The sequence below is a fragment of the Aureimonas sp. AU12 genome, assembly GCF_001463705.1.
In the GTDB taxonomy this organism is placed as follows: domain Bacteria; phylum Pseudomonadota; class Alphaproteobacteria; order Rhizobiales; family Rhizobiaceae; genus Aureimonas.
The window spans coordinates 1-16,717 of record NZ_BBWH01000029.1; the positions used below are offsets into that span (position 1 = coordinate 1).

The window sequence follows — 16,717 nt, forward strand, 5'->3', positions numbered from 1 at the left end:
AAACGCTTATTTCTGCAATTGAGGTCGTTAAGCCGTTGGTCTGCATAGCGGAAGGATCAGGGAACCGGTTCATCAGCCGATCGAAAGCCTGAGACGGGCCCGTCCCGGTGACCCCGCCCAGACCCCTCCGGTTGACAGAGGACCGAGCCTTCCGCTCTATCGACGTTTCGAACCCAGCCGTCTCCCTTCGGCAACAGCTGGATGCGAAGTCCGGTTCCGAACCGGGCGTCGTCGCGATTTCGCCCCGGTTGGGGCGGACATCCCCGCGAGACAACGCACAGGACAGGAATGAACCACGAGCGCTATCGCAAGCCGGACTTCGGAAACCAGCCTCCGCTCGTCGCCGACCGCCGTCGCAAGCCCGATCGCCGTCAGGTGTCCGCCCGCTGGCTCGCGGGAACCCTCCTCACCGGCCTGACCTCGACGGCGATGATGGGCATCGCGCTTTCGGCCGCCCATGACGGGCGGCGCACCCTCGTTTCTCCGGCCGTGGTGGGCGTTGCCACCGCCACCGTCAACGACCTCACCGAAAAGGGCGAGCGCGTCTTCGCGACCCTCATTCCCATCGATCGCAACCGCTCGACGATCGAGGTGCCGACGATGGTTCGCGAGGGCGGCCGCGAAGTGGTGCGGGCCGTGCCCTTCGCCTATGCCTCGATGCTGCTCGGCGCGCGCCATCCCACCACCACGAGCTATCCCGCCTTCGACGCGATGACCGTCTTCGGCGAGGGCGGCGGGGACGAGGACGACGCGGGACGCGACAAGGCGAGCACGGAGACCGGCCAGTTCTACGGCGCCAAGCTCGAGGGCGACGTGAAGCTGGCGGTGGAGGCCTTCGACGTCACCTCGCGCTCGCTCGACGACTTCTCCGACATCGGCACGAAAGAGGCCGAGCAGCTCGTGCGCATGGCGGCGCCCCGCCGCGACGCGGCGCCGGTGCAGGTCGCCGCGATCCAGTCCTTCGACGCCTCGCGCTTCGGCGGCATGAGCGATGCGCAGGAATACGTGCCGGGTTCGGCCTTCCGCGTCATTCAGGAAAACGTCTCGGTCTCGGCCTCCGAGACGGCGGGAACGCGGTCCACCCGCTACTTCGAGGAGATCGTCCCCTTCCGCGAGGACAAGGCGATCCGCGAAGCGCTGGAGGAGAGCGCCCATCCCGATGCCGGCCCCGCCGCCGAGAGGCTGGCGAAGAGCCTGCGGCGCGACGAGATGGGCGCCGGCGAGGTGCTGCGCCTCGGCCTCGAGCCCGATGGCGACGGCTCGCGCATCGTGCGCCTGTCGGCCTATCGCGGCGAGCGGCATCTGGCGACCGTGGCGCTCGGCGACGACGGACGGTTCGCGGAAGGCCCCGAGCCGGCGCTCAGCCGCTCGGTCGCCGAGGCCTTCGACGAGAACGCCACCGAGGCGCCGCTGCGCCAGAGCATGCCCACCGTCTACGACGGCGTCTATCAAGCGGCGCTCGCCTACGGGCTCGACGACCGGCTCTGCCGCAGGCTGATCAAGATCCTGGCGCCCGACGTCGACTACCAGGCGCGCCTCGATTCCGACGACCGGCTGACGCTGCTCTATTCGCTCGAGGACGGAAAGGACAATGCGAGCCAGGAATCGCAGATCGTCTTCGTCGAGGCCAAGTTCGGGACCGACACCAAGCGCTACTACCGCTTCTTCACCGACGACGACGACCAGAGCGACTATTACGACGAGAGCGGGCGCAGCGCCCGACAGTTCCTCCTGCGCAATCCCGTGCCGAACGGGCGGTTCACCTCGCCCTTCGGCTCGCGCCGGCATCCGATCCTCGGCTATTCGCGGATGCACTGGGGCGTCGACTGGGCCGCACCGCGCGGCACGCCGATCCTCGCCTCCGGCTCGGGCGTCGTCGAGCGCGCCGGCTGGTCCACCGGCAACGGCCAGCAGACCGTGATCAAGCATCCCAACGGCTACGAGACTTCCTATTCGCACCAGAGCGCGATCGCCAAGGGTGTGAGACCCGGCGCGCAGATCCGGCAGGGCCAGATCATCGGCTATGTCGGCTCGACCGGCCTCTCGACCGGCAACCACCTGCATTACGAAGTCGCGGTCAACGGCACTCGTGTCGACCCGTTGCGCATCCGCCTGCCCTCCGGCCGCCAGCTGCAGGGCCAGCAACTGGAAGCCTTCGAGCGCGAGCGCCAGCGCATCGACAATCTTCTGAAGGAGAGCGTCGAGGACATGCGGGTGGCCGGGCGCTGAGGGCTCGAAGTTTGGCGATGTTTCACGTGCAACGCGGGTCAAACCGGCGTTGCGGCGAGGTCAAACCGTTCAGCTCTGCCAACGTGCCGGTTCCGCAGCCGCCGGCAAGGCGACTGCGGGATTTTTCGTTTGTCGAACGGCCGTTGCCGATCAGTCCTTCGGCTTGATCGACGACTGCGAGCGCCAGAGGTCGATGCCGCCTTCGCTTGCGAAGCCATCGATCTCGGCCAGCTCTTCGCTCGTGAAGCCCGGCGTCTTCAGCGCGTCGAGCGATGAATCCAGTTGCTCCACCGTGCGCGCGCCGATCAGCGCCGAGGTGACGCGGTCATTGCGCAGCACCCAAGCGATCGCCATCTGCGCCAGCGATTGGCCGCGCCGCTTCGCGATGGCGTCGAGCGCGCGGATGCGGCCGAGATTGTCCTCGCTGACGAGATCGGCCGAGAAGGACTTGCCCTTCGAGGCGCGCGAGCCCTCCGGCACACCGCCGAGATACTTGTTCGACAGGAGCCCCTGCGCCAGCGGCGAGAAGGCGATGCAGCCGACGCCGAGTTCGCTCAACGTGTCGAGAAGGCCGTCCTCGGTCCAGCGGTTCAGCATCGAGTAGGACGGCTGGTGGATCAGCATCGGCGTGCCGAGATCCTTCAAGATCGCGTGCGCCTGACGCGTCAGCTCCGGCGAATAGGAGGAGACGCCGACATAGAGCGCCTTGCCCGAGCGCACGATCTGGTCGAGGGCGCCCATCGTCTCCTCGATCGGGGTGCGGGGGTCGGGACGGTGGTGGTAGAAGATGTCGACATAGTCGAGCCCCATCCGCTTGAGGCTCTGGTCGAGGCTGGCGACGAGATACTTGCGCGAGCCGAAATTGCCGTAGGGGCCCGACCACATGTCCCAGCCCGCCTTCGACGAGATCAACAGCTCGTCGCGGTAGGGCCGGAAGTCGAGATCCATCCAGCGGCCGAAGTTCTCCTCCGCCGAGCCGGCGGGCGGGCCGTAATTGTTGGCGAGATCGAAATGGGTGACGCCGCGATCGAAGGCGCGCCGCAGGATCGCGCGGCCGGTCTCGAAGACGTCGGTGCCTCCGAAATTCTGCCAGAGGCCGAGCGAGATCGCGGGCAGATCGAGGCCCGAACGTCCGCAGCGGCGGTAGGGCATCTCGCCGTAGCGGGTGTCGGCGGCGGTATAGGGCATAAGGGTCCTCCACGAATCGTTCGTCGCAGTGACGAATCGCGGCCGAACTTAAACCGACGCCCACGCGATGGAAGACTTGGGATGCCGTCCGTCGCGCGAGCACCGTCCCGTTCCGCCCTCAGCGGCAGTAGAGCGAGCCGTTGGAGCGGGCGGCGATGTCGAGATGCAGATGGGTGCCGTGGTCGGAATCGGTGCCGGGTCCGAGCACCGTCTTGAACGGGCCGCAGGCGCCGCGCCGGATCGCCGCCGAGAAGCGGTCGTCCGCCGAGCCCGGCGCATGCGCTTCGACGGTGAGGCTGCGACCGTCCGAGAGGGTGAGCGCGGCGATGTCGATGGCGCTGCCGCGCGAGTGCTCGGAGATCTTGGATTCGCTGGCGCGGGCGCGGCAGACATAGGTCGAGGCCTGCGCGATCGCCTTGACGGTGGCGCCGCCGAGTTCCGCTTTCGCCGCCGGCTCGACGCTGTCGCTCATCCAGATGTCGAGCGCGAGCGCTGTGCGGCAGAGAAACTTCGTGCCCGGCGAAATCGTGACGCCGGAGGAGAGCTTCGTCAGCTCGACCGGGCGCAGCACTCCGCAATCGCCCTCGGCGATCGTCTCGCCCACGGTGAAGGCGGCGCCGCGCTTTTCGAGGTCGGCCTCGCAGAGCATGGCATCCTCGACGGCCGCCGCGGCGTCCACCGTCTCGGCGGGGGTGACCTCCATCGGCGGCGTCTCGGGCGCGGTGGGCTCGGCCGTGGTGCGCGCCTTCTCAGGCGACACGTAGGCCGGCTGCGGCGACGGTTCGGCGCCGGCGGGCGCGGTGCCGGCCTCCGCGGGTTCGGATGCCCCCTCCCCTGCCGAAGGCGGCGCGGGCGCGGGCGTCGGCACGGCGTCCGGCTCGGGGGTTGGCGCCGGCACCGGCCCGGCATCGGGAGCCGGCGGCGTTTCCGCAACGGGTTCGGACGGGGGCGTCGGCCGCGCCTCCGGCACCGGCACGTCGGTGGGCGGCGCGGCGGGGTCGGTCTCAGGAGAGGTCTTGGCGTCGCCGGCGGGGACAGAAGCCCCCTCCCCTGCCGGGGGGGCGGGGGGATCATTGGGCGAGGCGGTCGGTACGGGCACGGAGCCCTGCGCCAGCGCCGGGCCCGCCATCGGCCCGGAGGCGATGGCAGCGGTGATCAGCAGGGCGGCCACGAGCCGGCGGGAGGTCTCGGTGCGCATGCGTTCGGCTATTCCGTGAATTCGACGACGGTGCCGGGCTTCACCAGCTTCGCCAGTTCCTTGGCGTCCCAGTTGGTCAGGCGCACGCAGCCATGGCTGTTCGACTTGCCGATCATCGAGGGCTCGGGCGTGCCGTGGATGCCGTAGGTCGGCTTCGACAGCGCGATCCAGATCGTGCCGACCGGGCCGTTGGGGCCGGGCGGGATCGTCAGGATCTTGTCGTTGTCGCCCTGCTTGAAGTTGATCTTCGGGTTGTAGGTGTAGTTCGGGTCGAAGGCGATGCGGGCGACCTCCACCGTACCCGAGGGCGAAGGCGTCGAGGTCGATCCGATCGAGGAGGGATAGGCCACCACGAGCCGGCCGCTCGCATCGTAGGCGCGCACCTGCTCGCGGCCCTTGTCGGCGACGATGCGAACGACTTCGCCGGTGGCGTTCTCGCCCACCGCCATGACCTTGATGCGCGTGCCCGGCCGGTCGAAATCGGCGCCGGGGTTGATCTCCTTGAGGTAGCCCTCGTCCATGTGGAAGCGCTCGGCCAGCATCTCGGTGACGCGGGTGTAGGACATGGCCGGCAGCGCCGCCTTGTGGGCGTAGTCCTCGGGGATCGAGGCGACGTAGGGGCCGCCGAGATCCTCGTTGGTAATCTCGTAGGTCGCGATCGCGGGGCCGCCGGTGATGTCGAGCTCCTCGACCAGCGACTGCGCGTTCGTGGCGTCGATCGTGCGCCCGGTCATCTCGGTATAGGCCGCGACGGCCTTGTCGACATTGGAGCCCATGCGCCCGTCGATGACGCCCGGCGAGATGCCGGCGCGGTCGAGCAGCACCTGCAGCGCAGCCGTCTCGGTCTTGGCGTTCTTTCCCGTTGGGCCGGCAACGCGCGGCGCGGGGTGGCTTTCGGGCAGCGTCGAGCCGATCGGCGCGCTGCCGATCGAGGGCGTGTAGCCGCCGAGCCCCTCGTCCGGCGGGATCGAGCCGGTGGTCGCGGCGTCAGGCAGGCCGGCGCTCTGCGTCGAACCCGGCGGGGGGAGCGGCGCCGATTCGACGGGGCCGTCGTAGAAGCCGCCGCCGCCCGCGCCCATGTCGGGAAAGCCGAGCTCGACGCCCGGAGGGGTCTCGGAAACGCGGCCCTCGAACTGCAGATCGCCGCGCGGGGGTCCGCGCTCGCCGCGCGCGGCGCGGCGCGGACGCTCCACCGCGATGACGCGGCCGTAGGAGTCCACCGTGACGATGTTGCCGTTGTCGTCGACAAAGCTTTCCGTGCCCGGCCCGTAATCCTCGAAATAGGGATCGACGCCCTGCGCATGCGCCGCAGGCGTCACGCCGGACAGGCCGGCGAGCGCCAGAAGGCCGATCGTCCACATCGTCTTCGTCGCCATCTCGTCCGAACTCCCGCTTCCTGCCCGTCTCACTGCCTGCCAACGCACCATGCGAATACGCCGACCTTCGGTCCGGCCCACATGCTGCGCAAAAGATGGTTAAGCCATCGCAAACGAAACGGGCGCGAAGATGGCTCCGTCGACGGCACACTTGCCCGCAGCAGCGCCGCCGACGACGACGTTAAATCATCGAGAGCGGCATCTTGCGCGGTGGCGGCGGGAAGGCGGCATCGAGCGCCGCCCAGTCCTCGGGTGTCAGCGCGAGGTCGGCGGCAGCCGCATTGTCGCGGACATGGGCGGGCGAGCCGGCCTTGGGAATGGCGATGAGGCCGGGCTGGCGCAGCGCGAAGGCGAGTGCCACCTGCGCCGGACTGGCGCCATGGCGCGACGCGATCTCGCGCAGCGCGGGCCGGCGCAGGAGATCGCCGCCCTGTCCGATCGGCGAATAGGCCATGGCGGCGACGCCCGCCCGCTCCATCCAGGGCAGGAGGTCGAATTCGATGCCGCGCTCGCCCGGATGATAGAGGATCTGGTTGACCGCGCAGCGCGCCCCACCGGGAACGGCGAAGAGCTCCTCCATGTCCTCGAAGTCGAAATTGGAGACGCCCCAACGGGCGATCTTCCCGGCGGTGACGAGATCCTCCAGCGCGCCCACCGTTTCAGCGAGCGGGTGGCGCCCGCGCCAGTGGAGGAGATAGAGGTCGAGCCGCTCCAGCCCGAGCCGCTTCAGGCTGGCCTCGCAGGCCGCCGCGGTGCCGCGCGCCGAGGCGTTGGAGGGCGCCACCTTCGAGACCACGAAGACCTCGTCGCGCCGCCCGGCGATCGCCTCGCCCACCAGTTCTTCCGAGGCGCCGTCGCCGTAGATCTCGGCCGTGTCGAGAAGCACCATGCCGGCATCGATCCCGAGCTGCAGCGCCGCGATCTCGTCGGCGCGCCGGGCCGGCGCATCGCCCATCATCCAGGTGCCCTGTCCGAGAACCGGGATCACGGCGCCGTCGCGTAATTGGATCGTCTTCATGCCCTGACACTCCTTCTCGCTCGGGCGAAGGTAAGGCGAACGGCGTCGGCGGGAAGCAGGGTCAGGCCAAGGCGGGAGGGAACGGGCGGCGCCCCCGCCCGTTTCACAGGTTAGAACAACCTTGAGACGGAGCGGACCCCATGTCATCGACCCTTGGAACCGGCGCCGTGTCGGATGTCGAGATCGGCGCCGACGCGATCGAGGCCAGCCGCGTCAACGGAACTCGCGTCTACAACACCGACGGCGACAATCTCGGCCACATCTACGACATCGTCATCGGCAAGCGCGACGGCCGCGTGAAATACGCGATCATGTCCTTCGGCGGCTTCCTCGGCATCGGCGAGGATTACCATCCCCTGCCCTGGGAGGTGCTGAAATACGACGAGCGCCAAGGCGGCTACGTCGTCGGCATCACCATCGACCAGCTGAAGGAGGCCCCGCGCTACGGCGCGAACGCCAGTCCGAACTGGGTGGATCCCGACTACGGTCGGCGCATCAACGACTATTACGGCGTCGCCTACTACTGACACCGTTGACGGAAATCGAAAGGGGGCGGCTCGCGAGAACCGCCCCCTTTCTGCATGTCGAAGCCGCGGAGCCCTTGAGGTCAGGCGGCGACGCGCTCGCCGTCGGCCGCGGTCTTCGAGCCCGTAACGTAGAAGTTCAGGCGGTCAGTGCCCCCCGAGATCTTCACGTGGTCCTCGTCCTTGACCTGACCCGTCAGGATGCGCTCGGCGAGCGGATCCTGCACCTCGCGCTGGATGACGCGCTTGAGCGGACGCGCGCCGTAGGCGGGGTCGTAGCCCTTTTCGGCCAGCCAGTCGCGCGCGCTTGGCTCGAGATCGAGCACCACCTTGCGGTCTTCCAGCAGCGTCTCCAGCCGCTTCATCTGGATGTCGACGATGGCGCCCATCTCCGAGCGCTTCAGCCGGTGGAAGAGGACGATCTCGTCGACCCGGTTGAGAAATTCCGGCCGGAAGGCCGAGCGCACGACGTCCATCACCTGCGGGCGCACGACGTCGACATCCTGCTCGTCGGTGAGCGAGGTCAGGTATTCCGAGCCCAGATTCGAGGTCATCACGATCAGCGAGTTGCGGAAGTCCACCGTGCGCCCCTGCCCGTCCGTCAGGCGACCGTCGTCGAGCACCTGCAGGAGGATGTTGAAGACGTCCGGATGGGCCTTCTCGATCTCGTCGAAGAGGATCACCTGATAGGGCCGGCGCCGCACGGCTTCGGTCAGCATGCCGCCCTCCTCGTAGCCGACATAGCCGGGAGGCGCGCCGATCAGCCGGGCGACGGAGTGCTTTTCCATGAACTCCGACATGTCGAGCCGCACCATCGCGGTCTCCTCGTCGAAGAGGAAGCTCGCCAGCGCCTTCGTCAGCTCGGTCTTGCCGACGCCGGTGGGGCCGAGGAAGATGAACGAGCCGATGGGCCGGTTGGGGTCCTGCAGTCCGGCCCGCGCACGCCGCACCGCCTTCGACACCGCCTGCACGGCCTCGCCCTGCCCGATGACGCGCTTGGCCAGCGCATCCTCCATCGACAGCAGCTTCTCGCGCTCGCCCTGCATCATCCGGTCAACGGGAATGCCAGTCCAGCGCGAAACGACCTGCGCCACGTGGTCGGGCGTCACGGTCTCCTCGACCATCGAGACCTTGCCGTCGCCGGCCTCGGCCTCCTTCAGCTCGCGCTCCAGCCGCGGGATCTCGCCGTAAGCGAGTTCGCCGGCTCGCTGGAACTCGCCCTTGCGCTGGGCGATCGCGAGTTCGTTGCGGGCCTCGTCGAGCTGGCGCTTGAGATCGGCGGCCAGACCCAGCTTCGACTTCTCCGCCTGCCACGACGCCGTGAGCTTGGCCGAATCCTCCTCGAGATTGGCAAGCTCGACCTCCAGCCGCTCCAGCCGCGAACGGGCGCCGTCGTCGTGCTCCTTTTTCAAAGCCTCGCGCTCGATCTTCAGCTGCACGACGCGCCGGTCGATCTCGTCGAGCGCCTCGGGCTTGGAGTCCACGGCCATGCGCAGGCGCGCCGCGCCCTCGTCGATGAGGTCGATCGCCTTGTCGGGCAGGAAGCGGTCGGTGATGTAGCGGTTGGAAAGCTGCGCGGCGGCGACGAGCGCCGAGTCGGAGATGCGCACCTTGTGGTGCTGCTCGTACTTCTCCTTCAGGCCGCGCAGGATCGAGATCGTGTCGGCCACCGTCGGCTCCGACACGAAGACCGGCTGGAAGCGCCGGGCGAGCGCGGGGTCCTTCTCGACATGCTTGCGGTACTCGTCGAGGGTGGTGGCGCCGACGCAGTGCAGCTCGCCGCGCGCCAGCGCAGGCTTCAGGAGGTTCGAGGCGTCCATCGCCCCATCCGCCTTGCCGGCGCCGACCAGCGTGTGCATCTCGTCGATGAAGAGGATGATGCCGCCCTCGGCCGAGGTGACCTCGGAAAGCACCGCCTTCAGCCGCTCCTCGAACTCGCCACGATACTTGGCGCCGGCGATCAGCGCGCCCATGTCGAGCGCCATCAGCTGCTTGTCGCGCAAGCTTTCCGGCACGTCGCCGTTGACGAGGCGCAGCGCCAGGCCTTCGGCGATGGCGGTCTTGCCGACGCCGGGCTCGCCGATCAGAACGGGATTGTTCTTCGTGCGGCGCGACAGGACCTGGATCGTGCGGCGGATCTCGTCGTCGCGCCCGATCACCGGGTCGAGCTTGCCCTCGCGTGCATCCTTGGTCAGGTCGCGCGCATATTTCTTCAGGGCGTCGTAGCCCTGCTCGGCCGAGGCGCTGTCGGCGGTGCGGCCCTTGCGGATCGCCTCGATCGCCGTGTTCAGCGCCTGCGGCGTCACGCCGGCGCGGGCGAGGATGTCGGCGGTCTTGGCGGACTTCTCCATCGCCAGCGCGAGAAGCAGCCGCTCCACCGTGACGAAGCTGTCGCCGGCCTTCTTGGCGATCTCCTCGGCGGTCGCGAAGACCTTGGCGGTCGGGGCCGCCAGATAGATCTGGCCGTTGCCGCCCGAAACCTTCGGCAGCGCGTCGAGCGCCGCCTCGACGCCGAGGCGCACGTCCTTGGGGCGCCCGCCGGCGCGCTCGATCAGGCCGGAGGCGAGGCCCTCGTTGTCGTCCACGAGCACCTTGAGCAGGTGTTCGGGCAGAAACTGCTGGTGGTCGCGCGAAAGCGCCAGCGTCTGGGCCGCCTGCATGAAGCCGCGAACCCGCTCGGTGTACCGTTCCATATCCATGTCGTGTCTCCTGATCGGCAGATCACCCGGTGGCCGGCATGATCGCCCAAGTGGGGAGTCGGTCGCCGTTCCGGCCGACCGCTGAGCGGAATATGGGAAGCGCGCGCGGGGCGTGAAAGAGCGGCCCGGCGGCCGCCGCGCAAATTCCCGCCGATCGCAAGGCCTTCGATCGCCAAGCCCACGATCCCGGGCCCCACGATCCCAAGCAAACATCCCGCGATGCTATCGGCGTCGGCCTCCATCCCTGTCGAGCGTGTTTCAGTTCTTCGGTTTAGCAAGCCCTTAAAAGATGTGCGCTAGAAGAGGGACGTCGAGGCCCGTTCGGCCGACGTGGGGGAACCACATGAGACTGACCATTTTCCGGAAGCTGCTGGCCCTCATCGTCCTGACGTCGTGCATCGTCACGGCCGGCTTCGTCTACGAGCTGAAGAAGTCCGAGGGGAACATGCTGGCGGAGCGGCGGCTGCTCATCCAGTCCCAGGTCGACAGCGCACTGACGATGCTCGCGTATTTCGGCCAGCAGGCCGATATCGGACTTCTGACGCTCGACGATGCACAGGAACGCGCCCGCACCACGCTGCGCGGCCTTCGCTACGGCCCGGCCGCCGACTATCTCTTCGCCCTCGACGAGACCGGCACCTTCGCCGTTCATCCACGCAAGGAGCTGGAGGGAACGAACGGGCTGGAGCGGACCGACGCCAACGGCGTCGCCTACGTGAAGGAGATGCTGGCCGTCTCCAGCACCGGCGGCTTCGTCTCCTACGTCTTCCCGCGCCTCGGCAGCGACGTGCAGTCGCCCAAGCTCAGCTACGCCAAGGTCTTCGCGCCGTGGAAGTGGACGGTCGGCACCGGCGTCTATGTCGACGACCTCGAGGCACAGATGTGGCGCGAGGCTACGACGGTGGCGGTGATTCTCGGCGCGATCCTCCTCGTGCTCGGCGGCGGTGGCTACTGGCTCGGCCGGCACATCAGCCGCGGCCTGCGGCAGACCGTGGCGCTGGCCGAGGCGATCGGCAGCGGCGACCTCACCCACCGGCTGGAATCGACCTCGCGTGACGAGATCGGCGACCTGCATCGCGCCATGACGGCGATGGCGGCGCAGCTCTCCGACATCGTCTCCTCGGTGCGCGCCTCCGCCGGCCATGTCCTGTCCGGCTCGGCCCACTCCGCCTCGACCGCCGATCAGCTCTCGTCGGGTTCGACCGAGCAGGCCGCGGCCTCGGAGCAGGCCTCGGCCGCGATGGAGGAGATGACCGCCAACATCCGCCAGAACGCTGACAACGCATCCACCACCGAGAAGATCGCGGCGCAGGCCAGCATCAGCGCCGAGAAGACCGGCGTGGCCGTCGCCCACTCCGTCGAGGCGATGCGCATCATTGCCCAGAAGATCCAGGTCGTGCAGGAGATCGCCCGCCAGACCGACCTTCTGGCGCTGAATGCCGCGATCGAGGCGGCCCGTGCGGGTCAGCACGGCAAGGGCTTCGCGGTGGTGGCGTCCGAAGTGCGCAAGCTTGCCGAGCGCTCGCAGCAGGCGGCGTCGGAGATCGGCACGCTGTCGTCGCAGACGCTGACGGCGTCGGAAGAGGCGGGCCGGATGCTTGGCAATCTCGTGCCGGACATCCAGCGCACGGCCGAACTCATCACCGAGATCTCGGCGGCCTGCCGCGAGCAGTCGATCGGGGTGGAGCAGATCAACCAGGCGATCCAGCAGCTGGATCAGGTGACGCAGGCCAATGCCGGTGCCGCCAACGAGATGTCCGCGACATCCGAACAGCTTTCGGCGGAAGCGGGACGCCTCGAGGATCGCGCCGGCTTCTTCCGCCTCACCGAAGCCGAGCGCGCGAGCGCGCAGGCCGCAGAAGCCCGCGAGATCGCCAAGCTCCAGGGCGCCGCGGCCATCCCGGCTCCTCCCCGCAAGGTCGAAGCCGCGAAGGCCTCGACTGCCACCACGGCGGCGGCCGGACAGGACGTTCGGGCCCTGCAAGCGAAGGCGCAGGGCTTTGCCGCCGATCGCGCTGCCGCCAAGGCAAGCCGCAGGCCCGGATCGGCCGACGAGGGCTTCGACTTCGATCTCGGCGGCGACGGCGGCTTCGAGAAGATGAGCCACTAGGTCCCTGCCGGCCGCCTCGCATCGAGGCGGCCGGCTCGTTTGCGCCGACGATGCCCCCTGTCCCCCGTCGTTCCCGCCCACGCGGCCGAACGTCTCCTTCCGATGAAAGTGCCGCCATGACCGAGATCCTCGACCGGAACCTTCAGGGCCGCGTTCTCGGTCAGCTGGCGCCGCTGTTTCCCGCGGGCCTGCAGGTCTGGGATCTCCTGGAGGACGAGGATCGCGGCGCCGTGACGGCCGCCCTCGTCTATCTCGAGCAGCACAGGCTCCTGACGATCGACTGGATGGACGACCCCGACGGCGACCGCACGCCGGTCTTTGCGACGATCTCGGCGCTCGGTCTCGACTTCCTGTCGGACGACGGGGGCCTGCGCGGCTTTCGCGACCGCAAGTCCGTCCGGCTGAAGGACGCGGACCTGCGAGAACTGCTGACCGGACGCATCCGCCACTGCGAGGAAGAGGAAGACGACCGCGAGCGCCTGATCGCGGAACTCGCGCGCATGCCGAACGAAGGCCTGCGCGACATCGCGCTCGACCTGATCCGCCTCGGCCTCGCCAATCATTCGGTGGCGATCGGCATGGTGAAGGGGCGTCTCGGCATCGCGTAAAGACCGTCCGAACGTTCCGCACGGGGCGCACCCTCCTTTTCTCGCAGCTGCGAGATTTCTCTTCGCGCTCGTGCCATGATCGTTCATCAGGATAGGCCGGACCCCATGGGCGGACCGGCCCGAACCCTCTCCTGCCAGACGAGACGAGATCGCCGATGACGACTTCCGCCATGCCCCGCCTTCGCCGCCTCCTTCTCGGCGCCTGCGCCCTGGCCGCATCGTTCGCCGCGCCCGCCTCGGCCGAGGCCTACCGGCTGCAGGCCGGCGACGTGGTCGAGTTCACGATCCTCGGCACACCCGGCCTGAAGCAGCGCGCGCCGGTCGGCATCGATGGCCAGATCCGCATTCCCGTCGGCGGTTCCTTCACGGCCGCCGGCCGCACGCTCGAAGAGGTGCAGGGCGACATCGTCGAGAACCTCAAGTCGAAGCTCCTCTCGGTCGGCGCCGATCCCAAAGGCGACACGATCTGGAAGATCATCTACCCCGAAGAGATCGCCCTCGACATCGTCGAGTACCAGCCGATCTACCTGACCGGGGACATCTTCGCGCCGGGCGCGCAGGGCTTCCGCTCCGGCCTGACCGTGCGCCAAGCCGCCTCCGTCGCCGGCGGCTACAATCTCTTCCGCACCCGCGTCGAGAACCCGGTGGAGATCATCGGCATCGAGAAGGCCTATGACGGGCTGCTCGTCGCCTATGTCGCGGCGCAGGCGAGAGAGATCCGGCTGCAGGCCGAGCTGGCCGGCGACACGCCGCCCGACTTCGCCGCCCTCGCCTCCACCCGCCTCGATCCGTCCGTCGCCGAGCGTTTCGCACGAACCGAGACCGAGGAGTTCAGCAACCGCGTCACCGCCCGCGAGAAGCAGCGCGCCGCGATCCGCCAAGCGATCTCGCAGAGCGAGCGCCGCGCGGCGATCCTCACCGAACAGCAGGACAACGCGGAAAAGGAGATCGCCAATTACGAGGCGGATCTGACCCGCGTCGAGAACCTCTTCAAGCGCGGTCTCGTGCAAGCCGGCCAGTTCAACGAGGCGCAGCGCGCCATCCTTCTCGCCTCCAGCCGCTCGCTCGAGGTCTCCTCGGAAGCCTCGCGCCTCGAGCGCGAGGTGATCGACCTGCGCCGCGATCTCGAGAAGGTCGACAGCGACAGCCGCCTTGCCATCCTCGACGAGATGCGGACGACGCATGTCGCGCTGCTCGACACGCAGGCCCGGCTTCGCGAGATGAGCGAGAAGATCGCCTTCTTCGCGCCGCTGAGCGCCGGCGAGTCGCGCTACGAGGCGCGCCCGAAGGTCAGGATCGTGCGGCAGACGAGCGGCAAGGCCGAGACGATCGACGCCGACGAGGACACCGCGCTCGCCCCCGGCGACGTGGTGGAGATCACGCTCGCCGGCTCCAGCGAGACCTACGGCCCCGGCGAGGTCGGACAGGGCGCGCCCTTCGCCTCGTCGGGCTCGTCCGTCCCGGTCGGCTCGGGCACCGCCGCCCCCGCAAGCGCCGCAGCGACGGTACCGGCGACGCCGGCCGCTCCCGCACCCTCGAACTGACCGCCGCGGCAGGTTCGAGGCGAGGGCGCTCTCCGCCAGCCGCCGAGCCTGCCCGGACCACCGCCAGCACGGCTGTGACGGCGGCTGCCCTGACGACCGCAGAGGCGTACCTCCGCGGCGTGGCACCGACGCCTGTCGCGAGGCCACACCCGATGCCGTCGCCCCGGGGGGTCGGCGGGGCCACGGAGACGGAGCGCACCGAACGCCCCCTCGGTCGTCCCCCGCCGATCCCCGTTCGCTCGAAGGGAGCATCCGCACTTCCCAGGCGTTCCTCGTTCGGTCATGCCGGACCGACCAGCCTTCTCGCCGGTCGATCATCATCGAATACGGGGGAGCCTCCATGGGCCAGTCCATCGCCGACTTCATCACGCGAACGCTGGCTGCCGCGGGCGTCGAGCGGATCTGGGGCGTCACCGGCGACAGCCTCAACGCTCTAAACGACAGCCTGCGCCGCTTCGACGACATCGACTGGATGCATGTGCGCCACGAAGAGGTCGCCGCCTTCGCGGCGGGCGCCGAGGCGGCCGCCACCGGCCGGCTCGCGGTCTGCGCGGGAAGCTGCGGACCGGGCAATCTCCACCTCATCAACGGCCTCTACGACTGCCAGCGCAACCATGTGCCGGTGCTCGCCATCGCCGCGCACATCCCCTCGTCCGAGATCGGCCTGACCTATTTCCAGGAAACGCATCCGACGGAACTCTTCCGCGAATGCAGCCATTTCTGCGAGATGCTGCAGACGCCCGAGCAGATGCCGGCGCTGCTTCACCGGGCGCTGCGCACCGCCATCGCGAAGAAGGGCGTCGCCGTCATCGTCATTCCCGGCGATGTCGCGCTGCAGGATGTTCCCGCCGGCGCCCGGCCCGACTTCCCGAACCTCGTTCCCGGCAAGCTGGTGCCCGATGCCGCCGAGATCGAACGCCTCGCCCATATCCTCAACACGTCCGAGGCGGTGACGCTTCTATGCGGCGCGGGCGTCGCCGGTGCCCGCGAAGAGGTCATGGCACTCGCCGACGCGCTGGGAAGTCCGATCGTCCACGCCTTCCGGGGCAAGGAATGGATCGAATGGGACAATCCGTTCGATGTCGGCATGACCGGCCTGATCGGCTTCTCGTCGGGCTATCATGCGATGATGGAGTGCGACACGCTCCTCATGCTCGGCACCGACTTTCCCTATCGCAACTTCTATCCCGACAAGGCGACGATCGTGCAGGTCGACCGCGACCCGTCCGCGCTCGGTCGCCGCGCGCAGATCCATCTCGGCATCCTCGCCGACGTGGCCGAAGCGGCCGCCGCGCTGCTCCCGAAGATCGCACCGGGCCGCGACCGCGGCTTTCTCGACAAGGCGTGCGACCACTACCGGTCGGCCCGCAAGGGCCTCGACGATCTCGCCACCCCCCGGGCCGAAGGTGAGGCGCTGCATCCGCAATATGTCGCCAAGGTCGTCGACGCGATCGCCGCCGAGGATGCCGTCTTCACCGTCGATGTCGGCACGCCCGCCATCTGGGCGGCGCGCTACCTGACGATGAACGGCCGGCGCCGCCTGATCGGCTCGTTCAACCACGGTTCGATGGCCAACGCGATGCCGCAGGCGCTCGGCGTGCAGGCGGCCTGTCCCGGCCGGCAGGTCGTCTCGCTCTCGGGCGACGGCGGCCTCACCATGCTGATGGGCGACATGCTGACGGCGGTGCAGATGAACCTGCCGATCAAGATCGTGGTCTTCAACAATTCGACGCTGGGCTTCGTCGAGATGGAGCAGAAGGCGGCGGGCTACGTCGACACCAACGTTTCGCTGAAGAACCCCGACTTCGGCGCAGTCGCGCGCGAAATGGGCTTCTTCGGTCTGCGGGTGACGAGTTCGGACAAGCTGGAAGGGGCACTGCGCCAGGCCTTCGCCCATGACGGACCGGCGCTTGTCGACGTCGTCACCGAGACGACGGAATTGGCGATGCCGCCGAAGATCCGGGCCGAGCAGGTTAAGGGCTTCAGCCTCTACACGCTGCGCGCGATCATGAGCGGCCGTGGCGACGAAGTGGCGGAACTGGCCCGCGCCAATTTTCTGCGCTGACCTTCCAGCCCGAACGGGAGCGTTGTGGCGGGACCTCGGCCGCGTTCGAAACGCGTCGGGCCCGCCTCGGCGCCATGGCCTCGGATCTGGCGTTTCGAGCCGAGGGAGAAGGCGCGCACGACGAACGGCGGATGGCGCGTTTCGTCCGCACCACGCGG

The 16,717-nt window shown here is 68.7% G+C and carries 11 protein-coding genes; 6 read left to right on the plus strand and 5 right to left on the minus strand.

Annotation, left to right across the window (positions count from 1 at the left end):
- Positions 1–288: 288 nt before the first annotated feature.
- Positions 289–2,229: a M23 family metallopeptidase gene (locus tag AUL33_RS12495; RefSeq protein WP_062208344.1), complete on the plus strand. Its 1,941-nt coding sequence runs from the start codon at positions 289–291 to the stop codon at positions 2,227–2,229.
- 150 nt (positions 2,230–2,379) lie between these two features.
- Here AUL33_RS12495 and mgrA read toward each other — a convergent pair whose 3' ends face one another.
- From mgrA to AUL33_RS12515, 4 genes are all read right to left on the minus strand, one after another.
- Entirely contained in the window at positions 2,380–3,417 is a 1,038-nt protein-coding gene (mgrA, locus tag AUL33_RS12500; RefSeq protein ID WP_062208347.1) for an L-glyceraldehyde 3-phosphate reductase, read from the minus strand.
- A gap of 118 nt (positions 3,418–3,535) precedes the next feature.
- Positions 3,536–4,615 carry an extensin family protein gene (locus AUL33_RS12505; protein WP_062208350.1) on the minus strand — a complete coding sequence of 360 codons (1,080 nt, stop codon included), beginning with the start codon at positions 4,613–4,615 and terminating at the stop codon, positions 3,536–3,538.
- Between the two features lie 8 nt (positions 4,616–4,623).
- Complete coding sequence (locus AUL33_RS12510) at positions 4,624–5,991, minus strand: L,D-transpeptidase (protein ID WP_244492189.1); 1,368 nt, start codon at positions 5,989–5,991, stop codon at positions 4,624–4,626.
- A 181-nt stretch (positions 5,992–6,172) separates the two neighbouring features.
- On the minus strand, positions 6,173–7,009 hold the full coding sequence (locus AUL33_RS12515) for an aldo/keto reductase (protein ID WP_062208353.1): 837 nt from the start codon (positions 7,007–7,009) through the stop codon (positions 6,173–6,175).
- Positions 7,010–7,149: 140 nt separating this feature from the next.
- Here AUL33_RS12515 and AUL33_RS12520 point away from each other — a divergent pair, with 140 nt between their 5' ends.
- Positions 7,150–7,536, plus strand: a complete 387-nt coding sequence (locus AUL33_RS12520; RefSeq protein ID WP_062208354.1) for a PRC-barrel domain-containing protein — start codon at positions 7,150–7,152, stop codon at positions 7,534–7,536.
- 80 nt (positions 7,537–7,616) lie between these two features.
- On the opposite strand, the gene clpB is transcribed toward AUL33_RS12520, so the two are convergent.
- Positions 7,617–10,232: an ATP-dependent chaperone ClpB gene (gene clpB / locus AUL33_RS12525; protein WP_062208357.1), complete on the minus strand. Its 2,616-nt coding sequence runs from the start codon at positions 10,230–10,232 to the stop codon at positions 7,617–7,619.
- 343 nt (positions 10,233–10,575) lie between these two features.
- Between clpB and AUL33_RS12530 the strand changes: the two genes are divergently transcribed.
- The 4 genes from AUL33_RS12530 to poxB all read left to right on the plus strand — a co-directional run bounded on the left by AUL33_RS12530 (position 10,576) and on the right by poxB (position 16,559).
- Complete coding sequence (locus tag AUL33_RS12530) at positions 10,576–12,342, plus strand: methyl-accepting chemotaxis protein (RefSeq protein WP_062208360.1); 1,767 nt, start codon at positions 10,576–10,578, stop codon at positions 12,340–12,342.
- Between the two features lie 116 nt (positions 12,343–12,458).
- The gene (locus AUL33_RS12535) at positions 12,459–12,950 is read left to right on the plus strand and encodes a hypothetical protein (protein WP_062208363.1); all 492 of its coding nucleotides are present in this window, start codon (positions 12,459–12,461) and stop codon (positions 12,948–12,950) included.
- Positions 12,951–13,105: 155 nt separating this feature from the next.
- Entirely contained in the window at positions 13,106–14,494 is a 1,389-nt protein-coding gene (locus AUL33_RS12540) for a polysaccharide biosynthesis/export family protein (RefSeq protein ID WP_062208366.1), read from the plus strand.
- A 340-nt stretch (positions 14,495–14,834) separates the two neighbouring features.
- Entirely contained in the window at positions 14,835–16,559 is a 1,725-nt protein-coding gene (gene poxB / locus AUL33_RS12545) for a ubiquinone-dependent pyruvate dehydrogenase (RefSeq protein WP_062208369.1), read from the plus strand.
- Positions 16,560–16,717: the final 158 nt, after the last annotated feature.